The sequence below is a fragment of the Amycolatopsis sp. lyj-108 genome (assembly GCF_046549005.1).
GTDB lineage: Bacteria > Actinomycetota > Actinomycetes > Mycobacteriales > Pseudonocardiaceae > Amycolatopsis.
In genome coordinates this window covers 1-24,336 of record NZ_JAJPWQ010000019.1, presented here as the reverse complement: position 1 = coordinate 24,336, position 24,336 = coordinate 1, and the positions used below count along the sequence as shown (strand labels likewise).

General features: G+C 67.2%; 18 protein-coding genes and 1 tRNA gene. 4 read left to right on the top strand and 15 right to left on the bottom strand.

Going from position 1 to position 24,336, the window contains the following annotated elements:
- The first annotated feature begins 65 nt into the window (after positions 1-65).
- Entirely contained in the window at positions 66-1,118 is a 1,053-nt protein-coding gene (locus ACLJO0_RS42665; protein ID WP_410585601.1) for a WD40/YVTN/BNR-like repeat-containing protein, read from the top strand.
- Positions 1,119-1,391 carry a MoaD/ThiS family protein gene (locus ACLJO0_RS42660; protein ID WP_410585600.1) on the top strand — a complete coding sequence of 91 codons (273 nt, stop codon included), beginning with the start codon at positions 1,119-1,121 and terminating at the stop codon, positions 1,389-1,391.
- Positions 1,392-1,466: 75 nt separating this feature from the next.
- Here the strand turns inward: ACLJO0_RS42660 and otsB are convergent, their stop codons facing one another.
- The 3 genes from otsB to ACLJO0_RS42645 form a co-directional block, all read right to left on the bottom strand.
- Positions 1,467-3,995 carry a trehalose-phosphatase gene (gene otsB, locus ACLJO0_RS42655; protein ID WP_410585599.1) on the bottom strand — a complete coding sequence of 843 codons (2,529 nt, stop codon included), beginning with the start codon at positions 3,993-3,995 and terminating at the stop codon, positions 1,467-1,469.
- Positions 3,996-4,030: 35 nt separating this feature from the next.
- The gene (locus ACLJO0_RS42650; protein ID WP_125786100.1) at positions 4,031-5,482 is read right to left on the bottom strand and encodes a trehalose-6-phosphate synthase; all 1,452 of its coding nucleotides are present in this window, start codon (positions 5,480-5,482) and stop codon (positions 4,031-4,033) included.
- Between the two features lie 81 nt (positions 5,483-5,563).
- Positions 5,564-7,138, bottom strand: a complete 1,575-nt coding sequence (locus tag ACLJO0_RS42645; RefSeq protein WP_410585598.1) for a threonine/serine exporter ThrE family protein — start codon at positions 7,136-7,138, stop codon at positions 5,564-5,566.
- 149 nt (positions 7,139-7,287) lie between these two features.
- Between ACLJO0_RS42645 and ACLJO0_RS42640 the strand changes: the two genes are divergently transcribed.
- Positions 7,288-8,856, top strand: coding sequence for an alkaline phosphatase D family protein (locus tag ACLJO0_RS42640; protein ID WP_410585597.1), 1,569 nt, complete (start codon positions 7,288-7,290; stop codon positions 8,854-8,856).
- A 44-nt stretch (positions 8,857-8,900) separates the two neighbouring features.
- Positions 8,901-8,973 (top strand) — tRNA-Thr (locus ACLJO0_RS42635).
- Between the two features lie 971 nt (positions 8,974-9,944).
- On the opposite strand, the gene ACLJO0_RS42630 is transcribed toward ACLJO0_RS42635, so the two are convergent.
- From ACLJO0_RS42630 to ACLJO0_RS42575, 12 genes are all read right to left on the bottom strand, one after another.
- The gene (locus ACLJO0_RS42630; protein ID WP_410585596.1) at positions 9,945-10,628 is read right to left on the bottom strand and encodes a glycoside hydrolase family 6 protein; all 684 of its coding nucleotides are present in this window, start codon (positions 10,626-10,628) and stop codon (positions 9,945-9,947) included.
- 256 nt (positions 10,629-10,884) lie between these two features.
- Complete coding sequence (locus ACLJO0_RS42625; protein ID WP_410585595.1) at positions 10,885-11,100, bottom strand: hypothetical protein; 216 nt, start codon at positions 11,098-11,100, stop codon at positions 10,885-10,887.
- 5 nt (positions 11,101-11,105) lie between these two features.
- The gene (locus ACLJO0_RS42620; RefSeq protein WP_410585594.1) at positions 11,106-12,659 is read right to left on the bottom strand and encodes a hypothetical protein; all 1,554 of its coding nucleotides are present in this window, start codon (positions 12,657-12,659) and stop codon (positions 11,106-11,108) included.
- Between the two features lie 13 nt (positions 12,660-12,672).
- Positions 12,673-13,707, bottom strand: coding sequence for an FG-GAP-like repeat-containing protein (locus ACLJO0_RS42615; RefSeq protein WP_410585593.1), 1,035 nt, complete (start codon positions 13,705-13,707; stop codon positions 12,673-12,675).
- Complete coding sequence (locus ACLJO0_RS42610; RefSeq protein ID WP_410585592.1) at positions 13,704-15,617, bottom strand: FAD-dependent oxidoreductase; 1,914 nt, start codon at positions 15,615-15,617, stop codon at positions 13,704-13,706. The genes ACLJO0_RS42615 and ACLJO0_RS42610 overlap by 4 nt, the downstream gene beginning before the upstream one ends.
- Entirely contained in the window at positions 15,599-16,546 is a 948-nt protein-coding gene (locus ACLJO0_RS42605; protein WP_410585591.1) for a polyprenyl synthetase family protein, read from the bottom strand. Before ACLJO0_RS42605 ends, ACLJO0_RS42610 begins: the two co-directional genes overlap by 19 nt.
- Entirely contained in the window at positions 16,543-16,926 is a 384-nt protein-coding gene (locus tag ACLJO0_RS42600; protein WP_410585590.1) for a hypothetical protein, read from the bottom strand. Before ACLJO0_RS42600 ends, ACLJO0_RS42605 begins: the two co-directional genes overlap by 4 nt.
- 945 nt (positions 16,927-17,871) lie before the next feature.
- A complete protein-coding gene (locus ACLJO0_RS42595; protein WP_410585589.1) occupies positions 17,872-20,004 on the bottom strand; it encodes a transglutaminaseTgpA domain-containing protein in 2,133 nt (710 codons plus the stop codon).
- Entirely contained in the window at positions 20,001-21,122 is a 1,122-nt protein-coding gene (locus ACLJO0_RS42590; RefSeq protein WP_410585588.1) for a DUF58 domain-containing protein, read from the bottom strand. The genes ACLJO0_RS42595 and ACLJO0_RS42590 overlap by 4 nt, the downstream gene beginning before the upstream one ends.
- Before the next feature lie 2 nt (positions 21,123-21,124).
- On the bottom strand, positions 21,125-22,084 hold the full coding sequence (locus ACLJO0_RS42585) for an AAA family ATPase (RefSeq protein ID WP_410585587.1): 960 nt from the start codon (positions 22,082-22,084) through the stop codon (positions 21,125-21,127).
- 198 nt (positions 22,085-22,282) lie between these two features.
- Complete coding sequence (locus ACLJO0_RS42580; RefSeq protein ID WP_410585586.1) at positions 22,283-22,525, bottom strand: hypothetical protein; 243 nt, start codon at positions 22,523-22,525, stop codon at positions 22,283-22,285.
- 16 nt (positions 22,526-22,541) lie between these two features.
- Positions 22,542-24,336, bottom strand: a 1,795-nt coding sequence (locus ACLJO0_RS42575) for a polymorphic toxin-type HINT domain-containing protein (RefSeq protein WP_410585585.1), incomplete at its 5' end; no start/stop codon positions are given.

Sequence of the window (24,336 nt, the reverse complement as noted above, 5' to 3'; positions counted from 1 at the left end):
CGCACGCTCCCGGTAGTACGGTGCGAGGTGACCTGAGTCACAGTACCGACCGAGGAGGCGGCGTCGTGGAGTTCCAGCTGGGGATCGGCACCAGGAAGGGTCTTTTCCTCGCCCGCAGTGAGGACAGGGCGAGCTGGGAACTGTCCACACCGAAGTTCCCGATGGAGGCCGTGCGGGCCGTGGCGCTGACGCCGTCCAAGGTCTACGCCGCCGCGGTCAACGAACACTTCGGTCCCACGATCGCGACGTCCGGCGACTTCGGCGAGACCTGGTCCGAACCCGATCACGCCCCGGTGGCCTTCCCCGCGGACACGGAGACGGCGCTCGAAGGCATCTGGCAGATCGTCATCGCCGGTGACGTCGTCTACGCGGGTGTCGAACCGTCGGCGTTGTTCCGGTCCGAAGACGGCGGCGAGACCTTCGAGCTCGTCCGCGGCCTGTGGGACCACGAGCACCGTCCACACTGGACTCCCGGTGGAGGCGGGCAGATGATCCACACGATCCTGCCGCATCCCGCGGACCCCGGCCGGATCACCGTCGCCATGTCGACGGGCGGGGTCTACCGCACCGAGGACGGCGGCAAGAGCTGGACGGCGGCCAACCGCGGGATCAGCGCGGGTTTCCTGCCCGGCGAGGAGCCCGAATTCGGGCAGTGCGTGCACAAGGTCGCGATGCATCCGTCGCGTCCCGAGCGGTTCTTCCTGCAGAACCACGGCGGTGTCTACCGCAGCGACGACGACGCGAAGACGTGGAAGTCCATCGCCGACGGGCTGCCGAACGACTTCGGGTTCGCGATGGTCGTCCATCCGTCCGAACCGGACACCGTCTACAACTTCCCTTTGGTGGCCGACGTACTCCGCTTCCCGCCGGAGGGCCGCTGCCGTGTCTACCGCAGCGAGGACGCGGGCGAGACCTGGACAGGACTCGGGAACGGCTTGCCGGACAAGGGTTTCTACGCGGGCGTCCTGCGGGACGGGATGTGCGTCGACTCGCGGGGCGGCGTGTACTTCGGCACCCGGTCCGGTGAAGTGTGGGCAAGCCCCGACGAAGGCGACACCTGGCATCAGGTGGCCGCGCATCTGCCGGACGTGCTGTGCGTGCGGGCTCAGGTGGTCTAGGTGGTCCGGGTCCTGCTGCCCGCGATGCTGCGGCCGCTCGCGGGCGACGTGGGTGCGCTGGAGGTCGACGCCCCGACGCTCGACGCGGTCCTGGACTCGCTCGGCGTCGAGTATCCGGCGCTGGAACGCCGTCTGCGCGACGAAACCGGCGCGCTGCGGCGCTACGTGAACTTCTATGTGGACGGTGAGGAATGCCGCCGTCTCGACGGCGCCAAGACCTCCCTCGCCGACGCGAAGGAGGTCCAGATCATCCCGTCCGTCGCCGGGGGCTGACCCCGCGATTCGGCACCTGCTTGCGGTTCTTGCGTATGCGACTACCGCAAGCAGGTGACGAATTGCGTGGGCCGGTTACCGGGAAAGCAGGTTCGCGCAGCGGATCAGCCCGATGTGCGAGTACGCCTGCGGGTGGTTGCCCAGCGAGCGTTCCGCGATCGGGTCGAACTGCTCGGGCAGCAGACCGGTCGGGCCCGCGGCGTCGACGATCTGCGTGAACAGTTCCTCGGCCTCGGTGCGCCGCCCGGTGAGCAGGTACGCCTCGATGAGCCAGGCCGCGCAGATGTGGAAGCCACCCTCGCCGCCGGGGAGGCCGTCGTCGCGGCGGTAACGGTACACAGTGGACCCACTGCGCAGTTCCGCCTCGATCGCGGTCACCGTGGACTGGAAGCGCGGGTCGGCCGGGTCGATCAGCCCGGTCAGCCCGACGAACAGCGAAGCGGCGTCGAGGTCCGTTCCGTCGTAGGCGGTGGTGAAGGCCTGGACCTCTTCGTTCCAGCCCTTGTCCAGCACGTCCGCGGCGATCTCGTCACGCAGCGAAGGCCACGCGCCCGGCACCGCCCGGCCGTAGACCTCGCCCAGTTTGATCGCCCTGTCGATGGTCACCCAGCACATCACCCGCGAGTACACCCGGTGGCGCGGCACGTGCCGCTCCTCCCAGATGCCGTGGTCCGGCTCGTTCCAGCGCCGCGTGACGGCCTCGGCCATCGCGCGCACCATCTGCCAGTCCTCGTCGCGCAGTTCGCCGCGCGCCTCCGCCAGTGTCTGCACGAGTTCGACGACCGGGCCGAAAACGTCCAGCTGCACCTGGTGGTTCGCCAGGTTGCCGACGCGGACCGGCCGCGAACCGGCGTATCCCGGCAGCGATTCGATGACCGCTTCGGCGCCGATCACGCTGCCCGCCAAGGTGTACAACGGGTGCAGTCGTTCCGGACCGGCCAAAGTGGACAGCACGCCGTGCAGCCAGCGGAGGTAGCCTTCCGCCTCGTCGGTCGAGCCGAGGTGGACCAGTTCGCGCACGGTCATGGCCGCGTCGCGGATCCAGCAGTAGCGGTAGTCCCAGTTGCGGACGCCGCCGATCTCCTCCGGCAGCGAAGACGTCGCCGCCGCGAGCACACCGCCGGTGTCGGCGTTGACCAGGCCGCGCAAGGTCAGCGCCGAACGGCCGACGAGGTCGGTCTGGACGCTGGGCAGTTTGAGCGTCTGCGCCCAGGTGCTCCAGTAGTCGCCCGCACGCGAGCGTCGCTCCACTTCGGACAGTTCGTGCGCGCCGAGATCCGAGGTGCCGCAACGGAGTTCGAGCACCACCGGGTTCTCCGGGGAGGGAGTGACGAGCGCCGTCGCGGTGTCGTTCATTCCATCGGAGGTGATCTCCCACTCCACGCCCGGCGAACGCAGCGCGAACGGTTCCGAGGTGCCCTGCACCAGGATCCCGTCCTCGTCGGCGACCAGCTTCACCGGCACGCCACCGAATTCGGGCCGCGGCGCGAAAACGATCTCCGCGGCCGCCTCGCCCGAGATCACCCGGACGAGATCCGTGCGGTGCGCGGGGCTCTCCGGCTCGAGGTAGTCGGTGACGAGCAGCCGCGACCAGCGGGTCTCGACCGTCATCGTGTTCGGCAGGTAACGCTGCCCGAGCGGCAGGCCGTTGCGGTGCGGCTTGATCGAGAAGTGACCGGCGCCGGCGCCGCCGAGCAGATCCGCGAAGATCGCGGGCGCGTCGGGGCCGGGGTGGCACAGCCAGGTCAGCCGGGCGTCCGGAGTGACGAGCGCGACCGAGCGTTCGTTGGCCAGCATGGAAAGCCGCTCGATCGGCGGGGCCTGCTCACCGTAGAGCCAGTTGCGCCGCTCTTCGAGGAGGAAGGCGAGTGCCATCGCGACGTCGACGGTGTCCGGAACGCGGTACTGCGCGAGGCTTTCCCCGTCGCCGACCTTAACGCCGAGGTCCGGGCCGGAGATCCGGGCGAACGCCTTCTCGTCGGTGACGTCGTCGCCGAGGAAGATCGCCGCCGTCGCGCCGACCTGGTGACGCAGGGTGTCCAGCGCGCGACCCTTGTCCGTCTGGACGACCGCGAGCTCGACGACCTCCTTGCCGTCGGTCGTCGACACGCCCTCCCACTTCGACGGTCCATTGTGGACGTCACGGAGGACCCGGCGGCCCGCCTCGTGCTCGGCGCGGCGGACGTGCACCGCGATGCTCGCGGGCTTGACCTCGAGCGAGACGCCCGGCACGTCGAGCACCAGGTTCTCCAGCTCGGCCTCAAGCCGCCTGTGGAGCTCGCGGGCCTTGTCGTCGAGCGCGTGGATGAAGCCGATGTCGAACTCGGATCCGTGGCTGCCGACCAGGTTCACCTCGGCCGGGAGACGGGACAGGGTGGCGAGATCGCGCAGCGCACGGCCGGAGATGACCGCGGTGGTCGTCTCGTGCAGGCCGGCCAGCGACCTGAGCGCGCCTACCGATTCGGGCAGCGGCCGGGCTTCGTCCGGATTGGCCGTGATCGGAGCGAGCGTGCCGTCGTAGTCGCAGGCGACCAGCAGCCGCGGCGTGCGCGCGACCTGGACAATCGCGCGCCTCAGCTCGGCGGGCAGTGCCTCGGCGGTCAACGATTTCTCCTCGGGAGCGTAGCGGGGGATGGGGATCAGTCGGCCGGTTCGGCACCAAGCGCCTGGAGGAACGAGCGCGCCCAGCGGTCGACATCATGCGTGAGGACCTGTCGACGCATGGCGCGCATACGGCGGCGTCCCTCTGCGGGGTCGAGCGTAATGGCAGTCTCCAAGGCGTTCTTCACCCCGTCCAGGTCATGGGGGTTGACCAGGAGTGCACTGGTCAGCTCCGCCGCGGCGCCGGCGAACTCCGAGAGCACGAGCGCGCCACCCAGTTCGTGGCGGCAGGCGACGTACTCCTTGCAGACGAGGTTCATCCCGTCACGCAGGGGAGTGACCACCATGACGTCGGCCGCGGAGAAGAACGCGGCCAGCTCCGTCCGGTTCACGGACTGATGCAGATAGTGCACGACCGGGTGACCCACGCGGGCGAATTCGCCGTTGATCCTGCCGACCATCTGCTCGATGTCGCCGCGCATCCGCTGGTAGTGCTCGACGCGCTCGCGGCTCGGCGTGGCCAGCTGGACGAACGTGACGTCCTCCGGGCGGACGCGGCCTTCGTGCAGCAACTCGTGCAGCGCCTGCAACCGCAGGTCGATGCCCTTCGTGTAGTCGAGCCTGTCGACGCCGAGCAGGACCTTCTTCGGATTGCCCAGGTCGCGCCGCAGCTGGGCGGCGCGTTCGGCGACGCCCTTGGTCTTGGCGAGTTTGTCGAGGCCGATGGCGTCGATGGAGATCGGGAACGCGCCGACCCGCACGGTGCGGTCGCCGACCTGCATCAGACCGGGGCGGGTGCGGATGCCGACCGCGCCGCGGCTGGATTCGAGACCGGCCAGCTGCCGCGCCAGCCAGAGGAAGTTCTGCGCGCCACCCGGCCGGTGGAAGCCGACGAGGTCGGCCCCCACCAGGCCGCGGACGATCTCGGTCCGCCACGGCATCTGCATGAACAACTCGACCGGGGGAAACGGAATGTGCAGGAAGAAGCCGATCCGCAGGTCGGGGCGCAGTTCGCGGAGCATCGCCGGTACCAGCTGCAACTGGTAGTCCTGGATCCACACGGTCGCGCCCTCGGCGGCGACCTTCGCGCTCGCCTCGGCGAAGCGCCGGTTCACCCGGACGTAGGACTCCCACCAGCTCCGGTCGAACACCGGCCTGGCCACCACGTCGTGGTACAGCGGCCAGAGCGTCGCGTTGGAGAAGCCCTCGTAGTAGTCGCGGACGTCGTCCGAGGTCAGGGAGACCGGGTGGAGGACCAAGCCGTCGTCGTCGAACTCCTCGACCTCGACGTCGGGCACGCCAGGCCAGCCGACCCAGGCACCCTTGCGTGAGCGCAGGAACGGTTCGAGCGCCGACACCAGCCCGCCAGGGCTCGCCGTCCAGCGCCTGCTCCCGTCGGCGGTCCGTTCGAGGTCCACCGGGAGCCTGTTCGCCACCACCACGAAATCCGCGGAGGCCGTTCTGCTCGTCTCGGCAATCACTTCGTCCACCAGCCGCTCCCTCGATTTGCGGGTCGCTGCCCTAAGCGGAAACCCTATCGCGCGAGGAGGCCGCGGCCCGTCGGCGAGCGATCACTCCAAGCGTCGTTCGGCGGGTTCCATCGGACCCGCCATCCGCGGCCCGGCGAACTTGCGTTCGAGCCTGCCGAGCCCCGTCCGCACCGGTTGCGCGAGGTATTCGCCGAGTACCACGCCCGCTGCCAGGGCAAGCCCGATCGCGACCGCGGTCATCAGCGTCGAGATGTTCCCGCCGGGCTCGACGCCCAATTGGTATAGACCACGATAGGTGGAGAGACCGGGGAGGAGGGGCGTGATGCCGGACACAGCCACCACGAGCGGCGTCACCTTGAGCCGCCTGGCGAGCACGCCACCGCAGAACCCGACCAGCGTGGCGGCGACGGCGGAAGAGCTGACCGCCTGGAAGTCGGTCAGCATCAAGGCGCCGTACACCGCGCCGCCGATGGCGCCCGCCGCACCCGCGACGATCATCGCGCGCAGCGTCGAATACGAGGCGAGCGCGAAGCAGGCGGAGGCGCCGACGCTGCCGAGGATGATGATCGGCAGGTCCTGCGGTGTCGACGAGACGACCTCGGGCAACGGCGTGAGCGGCATTTTGAGCAGCACCGCGATCTTCAGAGCCAGCACCACCCCCGCGATCAGCCCGGCACTCATCAACGCGGTTTCCATCGTGCGCCCGGCCGCCGTGACGTAGTAGCCAGTGATGGCGTCCTGCACGGCGGAAACCGTGGAGAGACCGGACAGCAGCACCGTGACGGCCGCCGCGACGACCAGTGTGGGTTTGTCCGTGGTGAGCAGATCGCTGCTGACTATCGCCATCGCGGAAAGCGTCGCCACCAGGCCGCCGATCACCTGCTGGAAGAAGAACGGCAGCGCGAAGCGGTTCAGGAAGCGGCCGAGCCGGTCGATCACCGCGCTGATCACCAGCGCGACCAGAGCGACGTCGATGCTGCCGCCGAGGATCAGGGTAATGAACGCGGCCAGCCCACCCCAGGCGGCGGTGGCCACCCAGCGGGGGTACGGGTGCGGCGCGGTCGTGAACCGCTGGAGTTCCTGCTGCGCCTCTTCGGCGCCGATGTTCCCGCGGACGATCCGGCGGACCAGCGTCTCCGTCTGGGTGAGCCGCGTGTAGTCGAGGCTGCGCGAACGGACCACGCGCAGCGCCGTCACCGGTGCCATGTCGGTGCCGCGGTGGCAGGTCACCGTGATCGACGTGAAGATCACGTCGACCTCGCAGTGCGGAAGGCCGAGCGCGGAGGTCAGCGCGATGATCGTCGCGGTGACGTCGGAGGCGCCGGCGCCGCTCGACATCTGGACCTCGCCGATGCGCAGGGCGAGGTCCAGGACGAAGTTGACCGTCGAGTCGTCGGGCGGCTTCGGGCCCATCGCCTCGTCGCTCTCGACGGCGGGCTGCTCGGCCGTCGGGGCTTCGAGGATCTGCCAGGCGCGGCGGCGCAGCAGATTCGGCCGGTGCGATCGGGTTTGGTGGATCGATCGCTCTCCGTCACGCTGGCGCGGGGCCTCCAGCAGCCATTCGCCACGTTCGGGTGTTTCGTCCTGGTTCTTTTCGGCACTGTGTCCACTGCGTTCGCCGCGCTGGGCTCCCTTGGTGTGCTCGTTGATCTTCATGATCGATCCACCTCCTTACCTTCATTGCCGGTACATTCCCGAGGAGCATCGGGGACGGTGGCCCGACCGTTGCAGGAAACCCGAAGTGGCGTCCACCACGTCTGAGGAAGATCATCGTCACTCGGTCGGTTTGCGGCACACTGCATGCCATGGCGTCCTCCGTGAGCAGGCGATCCGTCCTTCGCGCGGCCGGTTTCACCGTGGCCGGGACAGCGGCGACTTTCACCCTTTCGGGGGCATCTAGCGGGGCGGAGGCCCCGGTTTTCGCGCACGGCGTGGCCTCCGGCGACCCGATGCCCGATTCGGTGCTCCTCTGGACCAGGGTCACGCCCTCGGCCGAGGCGGTTCCGGGATCCGGAAAAGGGGTGCCGGTGGACGTCCGGTGGGAGGTGGCGAAGGACGCCGGATTCGCCGACGTCGTCGCTCGCGGTCACCTCCGGACCGGGCCGGAACGTGATCACACGGTGAAGGTGACGGCGGAGGGGCTGTGCGCGTCGACGGCGTACTGGTATCGCTTCACGGCTCAAGGGAAGGTCTCGCAGACCGGGCGGACGCGTACCGCGCCTTCGCACGACGAAGACGTCGCGAGCCTGCGGTTCGGCGTGGTCTCGTGTGCGAACTGGGCTGTCGGTCACTTCGCCCCCTACGGCTATTTGGCCGACCGCGACGACCTGGACGCCTTCATTCACCTGGGTGACTACCTCTACGAAGGGAATCCCAACCCTGCGGGTGATCTTCGGCCCTCGGTACCGCCCAACGAGTTGATCACCCTGGCGGACTACCGGCAACGCCACGCGATGTACAAGACCGACGAGCACCTCCGGCGGCTCCACGCCCGCCACCCGATGGTCGCGACCTGGGACGACCACGAGGCTGCCGACAACGCCTGGTCCGGCGGGTCGCCGTCACACGATCCGGCGACCGAGGGTGACTGGCGCGACCGGATGCGGGCCGCGCACCGGGCGTACTTCGAATGGATGCCGGTGCGGCATCGCGGCGATCGGCTGTACCGGCGGCTGAAGTTCGGGAGGCTGGCCGACCTCACCATGCTGGACCTGCGGACGTACCGGACCCGGCAGCCCGGCCCGGCTTCGGTGGAGGGCACCATCCTCGGCGCCGAACAGCGGCAGTGGTTCCTGGACGGCCTCGCGCGCGGGACCGCGTCCTGGAACCTGATCGGGAACTCGGTGATGGTCACGCCGATCAAGGTCCCCGCACTGCCGACCCGCGAACGGCTCGCGCTCGGCGACCTGCTCGACGGCCAGCCGACCACGGTCAACACCGACCAGTGGGACGGCTACACCGAAGACCGCCGCCGGGTCCTCGACACGATCGCCGCGCAGGGCCGGGGCAACACGGTGTTCCTGACCGGCGACGTCCACTCGTCGTGGGCGAACGACGTGCCGCGGGACGGGGCGAGCGTCGCGGTCGAGTTCGTCTGCCCGTCGGTCACCTCGGACAACATCGACGAGCAACTCGGTGTCCCGCCACGGACCGGCTCGCTGAAGGTCGAGGCCGCGATCCGCGCGCTGAACCCGCACGTGCGCTTCGTGGAACTCGACTCGCACGGCCCCGGCGTCCTCGAAGTGACACCGGACGCCGTCCGGATGAACTGGTACTACGTCACCGACCGCCGCGACCCGGCGACCGCCGTGACGTTCGCGCACGCCTTCGGGACCGTCGCCGGCGAACCCCGGGTGCGCCCTGCGAAGAGCTGAACGGGCGCCGATATACTGGCCTCGCCCGGGCTGCCCTGGGCAAGGCCGCTATAGCTCAGCTGGTAGAGCATCTGTCTTGTAAACAGAAGGTCAGGGGTTCGAGCCCCCTTGGCGGCTCAAGATCAACATAGCCTTTGACCTGCTGATATGGCGTGTTTCGCGAGGCTTGTTCGCGTTTTCCTTGGCCCCATTGGGCTCCGTTTCGTCTCCGTTTTCACAGCCGTGCTGATTTCCGGGGCTTGTCAGGTCCTCGCATCGTGGAACCGGGCGGCGACTTCCGAACGGAACTTGCCGTGACTCACGGTCGTTTGGTTGGAGGGCCTGGACCATGGTGCTCGACCTGGATGACTCCTGCTTCCGGACTGCGTTGCGGTCCTCACTGCGGGCGCGGTGATCCAAACTGCGGCGGATATGGCCTACAAGATGTTCCGGCTCATCTGAGGCGTCAACTTGCTTAGAGGGCTGGCCATCGTGGGCAGGAGGGTGCGGCCCGAGGGGTCTTCGCAGACCCTGGCTGGCACGCCCTGTCGTACTGTTCCGGCGCCGGGCAAGTGAGTCATCCGCGCAAACCCGCTGGTAAGAAGGGTCGCCCCTGTGTAGATCGACGCCGTGCCGGAGCAGGCCCACTTCCCGGGCTTCGCTGTGGTCGGCGGTAGAGCGCATGCGGCTGTTGACCTGCCTGAGCCAGAACTCGTACCGGCGCCACATGCAGCTACTGGCGGTCTCACGATTTCACCGGCCTTAGGGGGAGGGAACGTCAGCGACCACATGCCCGCGAAGAGTGGGGCCCAACGCGAACCGACGACCCGCTTCGCGTTGGGCGGCGTGATCGTCAACAAAGCTCACTATTTGCCATTGAGTCGACAGCTGGCTGTGCCCTAGGTCACATGGACGGCGAGAGTGTGGTGAAAGCGGAGCCGGGGCCGGAATCCGATGTCGGAAATATTCGGTGGGCTTGTAAGCGTGAGCCGAGATCTGGCGCGGTGTATTCGACGGTTGCGATTTCCAGGTCGTCCAGGGCGACGCTCCGCTGATCTGGAGGAGGCCGTCGGTGATGGGGCTTTACCTCTACGTCACTGTGGGCATCGCTAGGGAGTGCCGGCGAGTAGTCCGGTAGCGAGCTCGGGCACGAACTGCCCCGGTTGGCTGGCCGGGGCAGTCCCGCAGGGGCCATCGGAGATTCCTGGTGTCGTCAACCAGAGATGCTGTGTCGTTTCGGGATTGTCGCTAAGTACCTCGTAGCTGCCGATTCGAGCGTCCGGCGGATTACAGCCGTCAGCGCTCGCTACCCCCCCTCGGCTGCTGTCGGCGACCACGTACAGGTCCCGACGCCCGGTGGCGGCGGCCAACGTTCGGTGAAGTTCGATCCCGTAGCGGTCGGTCACCGTCTGAGATGTGTGTTCGCCGACGTTGATCGCTACGCCTGTGGTGTCCTTGACCGACCAGGCCGCCAGTGCCCTGGCCACTCCGGGAGGGTCTTGTTTTCGCGCTAGCTGTGTGGCATCCAGGAGGACCATCGCCTGCGGAGCGGACGCGCGTAGGTTGCGGACTCCAGCGGTCATCATGGTCGTTCGGGGTGATGCTGTCTCACATTCCTTGTCTTTCAGGACCAGGAGAGCTCGGTGGGCCGCGATGCCTTCTGCCACTTCGGTGAACCACTCAGCGTAGCCCGCTTCCGAACAGTCGAGGGCGGCGAGAGGGTCCAGGACGAGAACGGGTTGCCGGTTCAGCCTCGCGGCGTCGGCGACATACTCGCGGACCTCGGCGCGCACAGCGGCGCTCCCAGCTGAAATACGCCGAGCGGCCGGACGTTCGGCGATCTGGCGGCGGATCCGATCAACTGCCTGATTGGAAGGGTTGGCCGCCACCCAACGGGCCGCAGGACCGGCCGGATCGACGTAGAACCCGACGGCACCAGTGAGAAGGGCCGGCGGGCCGGACCGGCTCGCCGGGTCACGCCCGTCCTCCGACGGTGTGCAGGCCGCGGACACCATGACGACTATCGCTACGACCAGGGCGAGGTGATCTCTACTCGGCATGAAACGGACCACTGTGCTCGTACACCACTCGGTAATCTCCGATCGTTGCTGGCCGTTCCGAACGATCTTCCGGCGCCAGCGCCACCCAGACGACCCATTCACCATCACGATGGGCGAAGCCGAATCCGTGCACAGCGGGATCGGGTCGCAGCTCACGAGCAAGCTGCGCCCGGTCCTCGTCGGTCGGCGACCTCTGCTGCGCCATGCCGGCTAGTTTCCCCTGATCACGCCCTGCGTCGCAATGGTCGGTACTCGGATGAGACGGTCGAGGACCTGCTGATAGACAGCGTCGTTGTTCATATGCGTGAGCAACTGGTCGTAGCGCATGCCGAGGGTCGGCTCGAGAGCCGCGCGGTAGATGTCGCCGAGCGCGTTCGACTCGTCGGTGGTCATATGGAGGGCGGCGCCGTTGATGGCCTGTGCGATGTCGGACAGATTCTCCTGGGTCATCACGAAAGCCGGATCCCGAGGGTTGTTGAGCGCGGACTCCACGAAGTTGCGGTACTTGTCGTAGAGGCTACGTGCCGAGGCCTTCTCATAGGCCGACGTAGTGGATTGCCGAGCACGGCTCATCACGGTTTCGGCATTGATGTAGAACAAATGTGTCAGCAGACCACCCAAGCGGGTCTGCGACAGGAATTCGTCCCGGATCCGGTCGCCGAGCGCCGTGTCACCTTGCACGGGGAGGTCGTACATCCGGCCGACCGCGGTGAACATGGCGCAGCCTTCCTCCTCGACGTGCTCGAGCGGCACCAAGGTGTTGCCGTCGCCACCCAGACACACGATCGACCCGGAGTCCCCACCCCAGCCCATCCGCTCGGTTCCGATGATGTTCTCGAAGTTGTAGACCTTTCCGTTGCTCATCGTCACCTTGACCTCAGCGTCGACGTCGACGATCTGCGTCGAGCTGTAGCCGGTGCGTGCGCCCACCTTTTCGATCGGGTCGAACATGTTGTAACCGTCGACCTCGTGGGTGGCCTCAGGCCCGAGGCTTACACCGAACCGGCTCAAGATCGGGTTGATCCGGCAGATCCAGCCCCGCTGATGACTCGAGTTACCGGCGAAGAACAGGCCGATCGCCCGGTGTGACGAATTGATCGGAATCATCCGATTGCCGGGGAAGGACTCGTCTATGGCGCTCTGGTCATCTATCGAGCACAGTGCGGCGTCGACGATGTTCGACGCTCCTACACCGCGTCGCAACTCGATATAGCTGTAGTTCCTCCCGATGACCGCCGTGTCCGCATCGGTGTCCGGCTGGATCACGTCCTGGTTCAGGACGGGAATGTCCGTTCCCATGTTCATCAGTACGTGATGATTGGAGAGAATGTACTTCTTGCCTTCTTTATCCGTCACGAAGCCGCCGAGTGTCCCACTGTAGAAGTTGCCGTTCGCGGCCCGGTTGGTACGGTTGGCGATCTTGATACCCGGCTGCAGTGGCCGGTAGCGGGAACTGAGCGTCCACCCCGGCGGCACATACTCTTGTTTTCCCGCAAACGTGATTTCCCCGGTCTCGACGACGTCGACCCGGTGTGTGACCCCGTCGATGTCCACCTGAGCGGGCAGGATCTGGTCCGAGCGAAGGTATCCCGGCTTGCGTTTCTTCACCACGCCGACAGTGATCGCGGGCTCGTCGGTCCATTCTTCCCGGCGTTGACGCGCACCGACACCTATGCTGACGACGTTGTACTGACTCCAGAATGCTTCCCGTATCTTGCGTCTACCCAATGCAAGCCGACGCTGCACATCACGTTCGATGATCATCGTGCCCCATTTCTCAGGCCATGAGCCGGTATTGACCCCATCCAGTGCCGAGTGTGATCTGCTTCGAACTGTCGAAAAGCCGGGACGGATGTGCGGGATCCCAGTCGCGCGGATGAGGCCGGACAACAAGGTTCCCGTTCGCGAGCCGGATCACCAGATCGGCCCAGCCGTCGCCGGTCGCGTCGAGAAGAAGCCTTCGCTCAGTGGCGTCTGCTCCGCTTGTCTGCAGGACATACCATTTCCCGTAGTAGGCCCCGTTCGAGTCCATTTCCGCGAACATGTCGAAGATCCGTGCGCTGCCGTCGGTGAACGTCATGTAGAAGTCGGGGAAGTCGTCACCTGTCAGGTCTGCGAGCGCGAGACCGGTCACCGCCTGGGTGTTGCCGAACAGGGTGCCGAGGTTCGAGAAGGTCGGCCGCCCGTTGACCGGTCCTTGGTTGCGGTACAGGTACATCGAGTTGTCTCCGCTGAAGCGGAAGATCAAGTCAGCCAGCCCGTCCAGTACCCAGCGCTGGCTGTCGTCCCTGCCGAAGAAGTCGACGAAGGTCGGGATCTGAGCGGCTGCCCAGCCGGTCGTGAAGACCGTCTCGGGGCTATAGGTACTTTGCCCCGCAAAAGTGCCGGTGTGCAAGGCGAAGCTCAGTGAACCGCCGCTGTCGATCGACGCGATGTCGGGATCACCGTCCCCGTCCACGTCACCTTGCCCGATCCACGTTCGCGTCGTGGGCCGGGTGCCGACCTTGACGCTCGTCGTGAAAGCGCCGGTGCCGGCGCCCAAGTGTGCGGTGAGATCCGTGCTCGTGCCGTGCACGGTCAGCAGGTCCGGCCGGCCGTCCCGGCTGATGTCGGCAGCGCTGGTGCGAATGCCGGCACCACGGTCGGCCGCGGTCGCGGCCGGATGGGCCAAGGTCGAGAAGACGCCATCCGGGTCGAAGACGGGCAGCGGTAGCGGTCCATCCGTCATGCGGGCGCTCGCGACGAAATTCGCGGCGAGCAGACAAGTAGCCACCGCGAAGGCGACGATTCCTGATCGGGCTCCTCTGATCATTTGGTCTCCTGGCTCGGATGGGTTGCGGGAGCGAAGCTTGGTGCCGCAAGGACGTCGAGGAAGGCGTCGAGCACGCGCTTGGACAATCCTTCGCCCACACGTAGTCGTGCGTCCTCGTAGGCGCGGACGCTTGCGGCGGTGGTGGCCTCGATCGACACCGCTCGGTCATCGGATTCGGGAATCAGGGAAGGCAGAGAGGACAGTCTGGTCGCCAGTAAACTGTCCAGAGTGGCGTCAAGACGTGTCCGTCTCCTGCGGAGCGCCAGCAAGTCTTCGACGTGGATGAAGACGCGGCCGGACGCATTGCCGAACTCGCGAAGCCGTGTCACGACATCCTCCGGGCAGTCGGCGAGTTGCGCGGCAATGCGAGCCGGGAACTCGAAGAGGCACCCGAAGAAGTCGACGCTCGCGGCCGGATCAGGTGGCTCGCTGATCCTTCGGGCCCGGATGGCCACCAGATCCGCCATCCAGTCGGCGAAGGGCCCCGAAAGTTCCGGTTCGTGCCGTGCGACGAGCCGGGCAGCCTGGGCCAGCAGGAAGTCTCCGGCCAGGATGGCGGTCGCGGACGGCCAATCGACTCCCCTCCCGGCCAAAGTCCCCGAGGGCTCCGAAGCAGTGAGGGCAAGCATGCCGAGCATCGCCAGTTCGATCGCGGCGGCGATTCCCGCCCACTCGCTCTTCGGTGGTTTGCCACTCGCCAACGCCGCACCGGCGAAGAGCAGCGCGGGTCGGACGTCATGCTGGTCCGCGTCCGTCTCCAGCCGGATCAGCGACGCCACAAACGGCCACTCCCTGCGTACCGCGGCGACCGCGATCTCGGAAGTCGAGAGAAGGAAGGGCGCGACCGCGACCCCCGCATCGGCCCGCCTCCGTTCACCGAGTCGCCGGATGCCGTCCGGCAGCAGGATCGCCTTGCGGCCCTTGGCGAAGAACGGGTGGTCCATGCCCGAGGTATCCGCCAGAATTCGCCACGCGAGCCGATAGCGCCGGGCGGCCTGCGTAGGTGGCCCGGCGTGACCGAGCACGTCCCTGTTGAGCAGTTGGAGATAGGTCCGTGCCGAGAGTGCCGGATCGGTCGCCTGCTCGACGATCGCGGCGGCGGCCAGTTTGCCGGTCGTGATCGCTGTCCCCGCGCCGGTACCGGTGAACGGATTCACCACCCCGAGCGCGTCACCGACAACGAGTGCGCCGTCCTGGACTCCCGCCGACGGCGTAAATCCGGTATGCACCGTTCCCGAATGGACGGGGCCCGCCGGGCGCAACCCGGCGAGCTCGGGACGGCTCTGAACGAGAAGTCCGAAGGCCGTCTCGATCGAGCCGCCGAACACGCTGATCGTGGCCTGCCCATCGATACCGGACGGCGTCAGGCGCACCGGTGTGGGTTGTCCGGTACGCCCCGTGGACGCAGGGGCGGGCAAATGCAGGAACACCTGGTCACCAGAGGACCAACCCGAACAGCGTTGGGCGTAGGCGGACAATGACCCGTCACCGGAGGTCCCAGTGGCACGGATGAGATGCCGTGCACGGACCGTCCGATCCCCAACCCGGACTTGCCAGCCGTCATCGATCCGCTCGGCGGCACCCAATTCGGTGTACCGCGCGATACCGAAGTCCTCGGCCTTTTGCATGAGGGTGTTCACCAGGTGGTCGTGGAAGCACGATGCCAACCCGGTGTCGGTCAGCTCCGTGCGGCGACCTTGATCGAATGCCAGTTCGAGCAGGTCCACGGAGCGATGGTCGACGCCCGCGTAAACCGCGGTCTCCTTCGACACCAAGGTGTCCGTAGCGGTCGCATCCGGCGGCGGGCCGACCAGGGCGACGTCGAGACCCGCACGTGCGAGCTCCGCCGCCGCCACTGACCCCGCCGGGCCAGCGCCGAGGACGACAACGGTCACGTCCACTGACGCCACAAGGCCTCCCCTGTCGCCACCAGCGCCGCGCCGGCGGCAGTTCCGGTCAGATCGCCGAGTGATGTGACGGCATCCCGATAAACAGTCCGCGCGATCTCCATCGCCTGGTCCAGCCCACCCGAGGCGAGGACGATGGCGCGGATCGCCGGCAGATCGGCCAGCCCCAGGTCGGGCTTCATCAGCAGTTCCCGTAAGTCATCGGCTCCGCTACGCAGGGCACACAGTGTCGGCAAACCGAACAAACCCAGAAGATGATCGGTGCCAAGGGGCTTGTTCCCCGCCTCCGTGCGGAAATCCAGGCAATCGTCGGCTATCTGGAATGCCACGCCAAGCCCCGCGCCGTACCCCGCCACCGCCAGGACGGTGTCCTCGTCGACACCTGCGGCACCGGCTCCGAGCACGCATGACAAGCGAAACAAAGCAGAAGTCTTGTGACGCGCGACCTCGATGTAGCTGTCGGATTCGAAACCGACGTCGAAGGCACGCTCGACGTCGAGGAGTTCGCCGTGGGCCAGGTCGGCCACGGTCGTGGCGAACAGGCGACTGACACCTGTCCCGAGCTCCGCGGCTTCCTGCCCGGCGGCCGCGAGGAGCGCGGCACCGGCGAGCACGGCGAATTCGTGTCCGACGACGGTGTGCGCGGAGGGTCTGCCGCGCCGAATCGCCGCTCGGTCGATAACGTCGTCATGCAGCAGGGTCGCTGCATGAAGAACCTCGACCAGCGTGCCGAGACGGACCGTCCTGCGCCAGTCTCTTTCTCCGAACCGTGAGCTCACCTCCACCAGATGCGAACGCAGACATTTACCCGGATCAGCCGCGAGAATGGAGACCGACGGCCGCAACATCGGAGTTAATTTGCTCGGGAACTCGGCCAGGCTCGACCGAATATCTGCGGCGAAGACTTCATCACGCGGCAGCGTGAATGTCATCGAGTGCCGCGCCTCCGCAGATGATAGTTGCGTGTGAAATCAAGCCACAATGCCGCCGCGGCATCGTCATCGGGAGCGTAATGAGACGATACAGTCGAAATGGCCAAGGCCGTCAAAGCGCGAAGTTCCGCTCGCGCCAAGCCGTCATCTCCCGCCATGACCGCGCCAATGGCGTCCACCTGCGCCTCGGGCGGACCGCCGAAACCCACTTCGACCAGGCGGGCAGCCCCGTCAGTCGCAGACCGGACACGCTCACGGGAAGCGGTCATCAACACACTGTCCAAGCGCTTGGCATCCGCCCGCCGCCAGGCGGGGCCCTGCTCTCCGAACGCGGGAAAGGCGACAGGCGTCGTGGCCACCAATCGTGCCATCGAAAGCACGACGTCACGATATGAAGATTTCTCTAATGGAGAATTTTCCGCCGCGCGTGCCGTTGACGTCACTAGCATCGGTGAAACAGCTGTCACCGTTCCCGTCAAAGCCGCCGACAGTACGAAACTGCGCCGTCCCACCAGTCTGTCCGAAGTATCCGCACCGTCCACGGAACCCACGCCGAACCCCCAGTCCGCCGAACCCAGAACTTGCACAGTCAACATTTTCATCGCCGAAGCTATCATTCACGTTACAGTTCAGGTTTATCGAACACAAGCAGCGGTTTTTCGCAATTCTGGCCTTCCCGGTCACAGGATTGCGTATAGGTCGGGCATGTCTCCTGCGTATTCTTGAACGTCGCTGGTGCGGCGACCGTCAGAGATGTCGGAAACCGACCAGTCTGCCCGATCGGCCGGTGAGTCAAAGGCCGGCCACCACGCCCCGCGGACGTCCTCACGTCAATTCGGGAACTATCGCCCGATCGGCCGCTGCGGAATCGGTGATGCGGGCGGTAGCGAGGCCCGCCGCTCGATCGAGCAGGCCCTGCCCGCCACCGTAGCCACCCCCGGAGCCGGCGACCGGTCCGCGGGCCGCTCGACCGCCGAAACAACGCGTGCTTCCGACGTGGGTGAAGGAACGCTTGTGTCAGGACTCGGCGCGTGGATCCTGAGTGACAACTATCTTTCCCGGCAATCGTCGTCGCGTTCTGTCACTGCCGGTCACGCTCGCCGGTCTGAGAGCTTGGTACGGCCTGACACACCCTGGCACTCCGACAGGTCAGGAGGTGTGCGTTGGCCTGCACGAACGGTCAAAAATTGACACCACGCGACACTCGCTGACACGGCGGCGGAGGGGACTTGTAAACAGAAGGTCAGGGGTACGAGCCCCCTTGGCGGCTCAAGATCAACATGGTCCCTGACGTGCAGCCGATGTGACGCGTTACCGCCCCGCATTCATGAGCGGGTGGGAACCAACGTGCGGGGGTTCACGGCGGCATGCAGCCGCGCGCGCAGGCCGCGCCGGGCAAGGCCGCGCCGGACTTCCCGCACCGCTGCCCACGCCTGCGGGCCGGAGTGCGGACCGGTGCCCACGCCCGACCACAGTGCGACGTCCACCGTGGACGCCAAAAGGAGCAGTCCGTCTACTGTGGACTGATCGCCGGTGCCGTGCGCGGCCGCCGCCAGGTCGCGGACCGTCATGCCGGCGGTACACGGGACGCGGTGCTCGCGCAGCCGGTCTTTGACCTCCCGGCAGGCACCGAGCACCGCGCCGATGCCAGGCTGACGTCTCCGTCGCCACGCTCGTGCGCCCTTGGCCAGCGGGACCCCGGCGAACCATGCCACCAGCAGCGCCGCGAGCGCGATCAAGACCGGGCCGAACGGGAACGTCCAGCCGCCGTCTCCGGTGCCGCCTTCTCCGGGCCCGGTATCGCTGCCGGGCAACGGCCGGTCCTGGAGCTGCTCGGCCGGTGGGAGCTGCGTGCGAGCCTCCGCTGTCACCGCCGCGAGGCTGTTCGCACTGCCGGTTCCGGTGCGCGCCGCGCCTGTCGGATCCAGCGCCACCCAGCCGACGCCGGAGACCGCGACCTCGGGCCAGGCCACGGCATCGCCGTTGCGGACGGTGTAGCCGCCGCCGGCATCGGCTTTGTCCGGCGTCCGGAAGCCGACGACCAGCCGGGCCGGGATGGCGAGCGTCCGCGCGAGGGCGACATACGCGCTCGCGAACTGCTCACTTGTGCCTAGTTTGGACTCGAAGAGGAACTTCCGCAGCTGTGGCCAGCTGTGCCCGGCCGGCAGGTCGGCTCCGGTGGCCAGCCGGTAGCGCTCGCGCAAGAACCGCTCCAGCGCGAGCGCGGTCCGGAAGCTGGGGCGCAGCCCGCCGACGGCTTCACGTGCCAGCTGGCCGACCTCCGGTGGCACGTCTCCGATTCCCGCGAGACCGCCGGGCGCGGACGAGTCGAGTGCCGCGTCGAGCAGGTCCGCGGGGTGGATCTCCGGCGACCACCAGCTCAGGGTGTACTGCTGTCGGCCGTCGCCGGGGCGCGGCAGCCAGAGGGTGCCCTGCGATTCCTCGACCAGCGGCGCGATCCCGCCGACCGCGGCCGGCCAGGTCTGGCTGGGCAGCCACGGTCCGGTCAGGCCGCTCGTGGTGATCGTCGCCGATCGCCGGTGCGTGGGCACGGCCACTGCCGGACCGGGCGCGAGTTCGGTGCCGAGCCGCCGGTAGCGGCTGCCGGGGGTCCAGTTGACGCCGTCGAAGTCGTCGAGCACGACGAGCGGCCAGCGGTCGGTGTCGGCGTCGCCTCGGAAGGAGAACACCGGTGTGCCCGGATGTTCCAGCCGGTAGGCCAGGTCGTCGAGCGGACTCGCGACTCGCGCGTCGAGTTCGGCGAGCTGATCCTGCTTGAGCGAGTACGCCGGACCGGGCGCGGGTACGAGCAGGTTCGCGACGAGCGCGCCGGCGACGCCGAGCACGAACGCGGGCGCGGCCAGCGCCAGAGCGGGCACCTTGCCTCGGTGACCTTCGGCGTCCGCCTGCGGCATCAGGACGAACACCCCGCCCGCGACGGCCGCGTATCCGAGCCCACAGAACAGGGCCGGGAATCCGGACATCGCCTGGAAAAGTTGGCTCACGACCACGACTGCGAAGCTCGGAAGGAGCGCCAGGATCGGCCGCCTCAGCTTCAACAGCTCCACACCGAGCACCCCGGCCAGCAACACCAGCAGCGGGACGAACAGCAGCCCGGACGGCTCCGGTCGTGCCGGCCAGGTCGACTGCAGCGCGAGCCGCCAGGATTCGGTGACGCCGTCAGCGAGCGCGGAAAACGTCGCCCCGGTGGGAAAACCGGAGGCTGTCGTCGAGTAGAGCACGGTCTCCGCAACACCGGCCAGCCCGACGATCAGCAGCAGCAATGCCCGCCACGGCACCAAGGATTCCCAGCGCGAGCACAGCTCGGTGACGCCGAACGCCAGTATCAACGGAACGCCGATGGGGATGAGCAACGCCGTCACGCCGAACACCGGGGCGAAGAACAGTCCTGCGACCATGGCGGCCAGCAGGATCAGCGCGGCGGTGAGCCGGTTCATCCCGCCACCTCGTTCCATTTGCGGACCGCGTGCGCGGCGTCGGCGGCGTTGATCACGCGGACACCCGGAATGGCGATCGGTCCGGTCGCGGCGAGATCGACGAGGAACAGCGAGGAATAGCGAGGCCGCAGGGCGGTCAGTCCGTCCAGCCTGCCGGTGGTGACGGCCATCAGACAGCCGCCTTGGTCGCGAGCGGCCGCCAGTTCGCGCGTCACGAGCGTCTCCCCGGTGTCCTGGGCGATCTGGCACAGCTCGTCGAGCAGAAGCCGCGAACCGAGCGGGCCGCCGGCGGTGGCGAGGTCGAGACCGCCGGAAGCGACGAGCCGGGTGTGGTGCCCGGCCATCGCGGACGCGTGCAGCAGTGACGCGGCGACGTCGACGGCTTCTTCGAAAACCTCGGGCGTGAAGGACGAGCGGCGGGTGTCGAGCAGGAGCGTGAACCGCGGCTGCTGCGGATCGGTGTAGTCACGGACCATCATCCGGCCGGTCCGCGCGGTGGCTTTCCAGTGCAGGTGCCGGACTTCGTCGCCCGGCTGATATTCACGGACGTCGCGTATGTCGAGCGAGCCTCGCAGCGAGTCGGTCGTGCTGCCGTCGTGGTGATGGCGCGGGTACCCGCCGGTCAGCGCACGCGCGGGATGCCGACGCGGATGCACCCAGAGCTCTGCGGTCTCCCCGGCTGAAAGCCGGTTCCTGGCCAGACCGAACGGGTCGACGCGGTGCAGCGTCAGCGGCCCGACCGGGAGCCTGCCTCGGTGCCCGGTCGGCAGTTCGTAGCGGTAGGTGGCTTCGGTGTCCTGGGCGAGCGACCTGACCCGGACGGTCTGGACGGCGAGGCCCGCCTTGTCCCTGGCGTCGAACCCGCGCTGACGACGCCCGGCGAGATTGCGGATCGTCAGCTTCGCCAGCGCCGGGCGTCCGCGTTCGACACGTTCCGGATAGATCTCGCGGGTGACATCGACGCGCAGACCGCGTGCGGTGACGACGACCGCGGCGGCCACCGCGGCGAGCCCGACCGCGCCCAGCACGCGGAACAACGGGTAGCCCGCCCACTCGGCGATCGTGAGCAGCAGTACCGACACCACGAGCAGGATCACGCCGCGGGCGGTCAGCCGCATGGTCAGCGGCCCGCGTGGTTCATCGCCGGCGCCGGGACGGACGCGAGCACTTCGGCCACGATGTCCGCGGGACCGCGCTGGTTGAGCTCGGCCTCCGCGGTGAGCCCGAGCCGGTGCGCGAGAACCGGGACGGCGACTTCCTTGATGTCGTCGGGGGTGACGAACTGGCGGCTTCCGGTCGAGGCGATCGCCTGCGCGGCCCGGACGAGCGCGATGCTGCCGCGCGGGCTCGCGCCGAACCGTACGGCGGGATGAACTCGGGTGGCCGCGGCGATGCGGGCGGCGTACTCGCAGACAGCCTGATCGAGATGACCGGCGCGGACCTCGGCGATGGCGGCCAGCAACATCGGGATGTCGACCACGGGCGGCAAGTCGTCGGCCGAGACACCGGCGCAGTCGCCCATGATCACCATGACCTCGGACTGCAGATCCGGGTAGCCGACCGAAATCCGCATCAGGAACCGGTCGAGCTGGGCCTCGGGCAGGCGGTAGGTGCCCTCCATCTCGATCGGGTTCTGGGTGGCGATGACGAGGAACGGCCGCGGTACCTCATGCCCGACGGCGTCGACCGTGACCCGTCGCTCGGCCATCACCTCGAGCAGCGCGGACTGCGTTTTCGGGGTACCACGGTTGATTTCGTCGGCGACCACGATATTGGAGAAGACTCCGCCGGGATGGAACGCGAACTGCTCTTCCTTCTGGTGATAGACGGTGACGCCGGTGATGTCGCCTGGAAGCAGGTCCGGGGTGAACTGGATCCGGCTCCAGCTTCCGCCGATACTGCGAGCGAGACAGCGGGCCAAGGTGGTCTTGCCGAGGCCGGGGACGTCCTCGATGAGCAGGTGCCCCTCGGCGAAGAGCGCGGCCACGGCAAGCCGGACGATCTCCGGCTTGCCGCGGATCACGCCCTGGATGTTCGCCGCGATCAGTTCAAAGGCCTCCCCGGCCCTGGACTTGCTCACTTTGCCCCCTGCGAAGTCGATCCCGCTGGACCGTACGGCTCATCATGCCACCTGCTCAACGTAACCGGCTAGGTACAGGAACGGTCTTCCCGCAGTACATCGGTGGATCAAGACCCTGGTGACGGCTCGTGAAGACCGGCGCAAGGAGTCGACTGCTTGAGTGAGGCCACTCCCTCGGAACCGCAGGATGAAAAGGGTTCACTGCATTCTCTTCTTGGCGACTCCGATCGCCCAGATGACAAACGAAACCGGAACGTCATTTCTGCGAGGATTGACGCTCGCAACCGCATCGCTCCAGGATCCGCCGTCGGGGATCGAAATTGCGATGACCGCTTCATTCGAACGCCAGGAAGGATCGCGAAATTCAATCACATGCTCTCCTGATGTGGCATCGTCAAAATCGATCACTTCAATTTCGCTACCGTTGAAGACTTCTTTCATCTCAGTCACCCTTCGATCAGTCCAGAAAACCAGAGAACTCGCCGCCCACCGAGAATCGGACACCCTGGCCGTCGGGGAGGCGAACGTCGATGGTCTCCCCAAAGATCCCGTTGATCCTTCCATGACCACTGGAAACGCGCGCGTCAGGGTGAGTCAATATTTCGTCCAAGACGTCCCGGCCGAGCGCGTTCCAGGCTGCCGGATTCTGCTTGCCGGAAGGGATGGGCCACTGTCCAGTGTTCGTTTTGCGCCCCGCATGCTTCGCAAGTGCATTGCCGGCCATCTCGAACTCGCCTCTGGCATCTTTGGGGTCCAGCTCCCGGCCCGAGCTGGAAGCGCGGTCCAGGTCCAGTTTGGCGCAGCTCTCATCATCCGCGTTGTGGGTGAGAACGTCTTGGCCGCCGACGTTGACGTAGTACGTGTGGAGGCCTTCGACGGTGAGGTTGTGCACCTGCTGCTGTTGTGTCCACTCGTGCACGGCGACGACTTCCAGCAAGCGGCCGTCGGGGGCGCGGAGCAGGTTGCCGCGGTCCAGGTCTTCGGCGTCGGTCCAGCGGCCGGTGTCGGCGACCCAGAACGGGTGTTCGTCGGTGGCGGTGACAGTGCCGGTGGCGTTGCCCTGGTCGCCGTCGGTGTCGACGGTGATCCGTACCAGTTCCTTCAGGCCCTGGCCGGGAATGAGGTTGATCACCGGTCGGGCCTGGGTGAGACCGGTGACGGGGTCGGTGGAGAGTACGCGGTCGCCGAGGGTGACTTGTTCGATCGGTTTGTAGGTGCCATCGGCCAGCAGGACGGGGGTGCCGGGTACGAAGCTGTTCGGCCTAGGACACCGGTCCGCCGCGTCTGCTTTGTCCCGTGCCGAGGGGGTGACCTTTTCGGCTTCCGGCGTGCGGTCGCCCGGCCGCTGCCTGGATTCGCCGCCGCCGGACGTCCGCGAGGACGGGGTGCCGGTGTCCCGCCGGGAGGTGTCGGCTGGGCGGCGGGCAGGGGAGTCACCACGGTTTGCGCGGGGCAACGTGGGTAGTTGCGTCACTGGGTTCGGGAGCACCCTGCTACCGCGCCGGTCACCATCGTTCGGTGAACGGGAAGTTGTCCCTGGTGCGGCGGTGTCTGCCTTGGAACCCTGAGTGCTGGCCGACGGCGCACTGTCAGCTCGATCGGGCGGATTCTGGTGGTTCGGTGTCGCGGGGACACTGTCCGGACGGGCAGAGGGGTCGCCGGGCGCGGGGCTTGCCGTCGCCGATCCTTTGCCAGGCTCACTGTCCGGGCGCGGCCTGGCGATAGTGCCCACATCGGGTCCCCGCCCTCCGGGCACCGCCTCGGTCGCGTTGAGCACTCTCTTGCCGACGCCGGCACCAGGGAGGAATATGGTGCCGATGTCGACCGCCGCCCGGCCGACGACACGTTCCGGCTTGTCGCTGTTCCAGTCCTCCTTGTAAGGACGGACGACTTCTTCCACCACTTTGCCGGGATCTCGCACTACCGCGGCGACCGCCTCACCGCGTTTCTTGATGCGTTCGTTGGCCGCGCGCCACTCCTCACTGTCCGGATTGGCCTCGGACCACGTCGTGGCGTCGTGGTTCGCGTCTACGAAGCCCTTGATAGCGGGCGGAATCGACTCCAAACCCTCCACGATGGTTTCCCGGGCCTCGTCGAGCACGTTTCCGACGACATGGTCCTTCGGGTCTTTGTTTTTGTTCATGATTTTGCGTAGGTCGACGGGTTGGCCGGAGCCTCCTTTGCCGCCTACGGGGATGTTGTGGCGCGGTGCGGGTTTTTCTTGTGGCTTCTCTGTCTTGGGTTCTTGGGTT

Coding starts and splice junctions, on each gene's coding strand:
- ACLJO0_RS42625 (WP_410585595.1), bottom strand. CDS start 11,100: ATGGCGCAGCAGAGGTCGCCGACCGACGAGGACCGGGCGCAGCTTGCT.
- ACLJO0_RS42590 (WP_410585588.1), bottom strand. CDS start 21,122: ATGCGGCTGACCGCCCGCGGCGTGATCCTGCTCGTGGTGTCGGTACTG.
- ACLJO0_RS42640 (WP_410585597.1), top strand. CDS start 7,288: ATGGCGTCCTCCGTGAGCAGGCGATCCGTCCTTCGCGCGGCCGGTTTC.
- ACLJO0_RS42620 (WP_410585594.1), bottom strand. CDS start 12,659: ATGATCATCGAACGTGATGTGCAGCGTCGGCTTGCATTGGGTAGACGC.
- ACLJO0_RS42645 (WP_410585598.1), bottom strand. CDS start 7,138: ATGAAGATCAACGAGCACACCAAGGGAGCCCAGCGCGGCGAACGCAGT.
- ACLJO0_RS42605 (WP_410585591.1), bottom strand. CDS start 16,546: ATGACATTCACGCTGCCGCGTGATGAAGTCTTCGCCGCAGATATTCGG.
- ACLJO0_RS42580 (WP_410585586.1), bottom strand. CDS start 22,525: ATGAAAGAAGTCTTCAACGGTAGCGAAATTGAAGTGATCGATTTTGAC.
- ACLJO0_RS42595 (WP_410585589.1), bottom strand. CDS start 20,004: ATGAACCGGCTCACCGCCGCGCTGATCCTGCTGGCCGCCATGGTCGCA.
- ACLJO0_RS42615 (WP_410585593.1), bottom strand. CDS start 13,707: ATGATCAGAGGAGCCCGATCAGGAATCGTCGCCTTCGCGGTGGCTACT.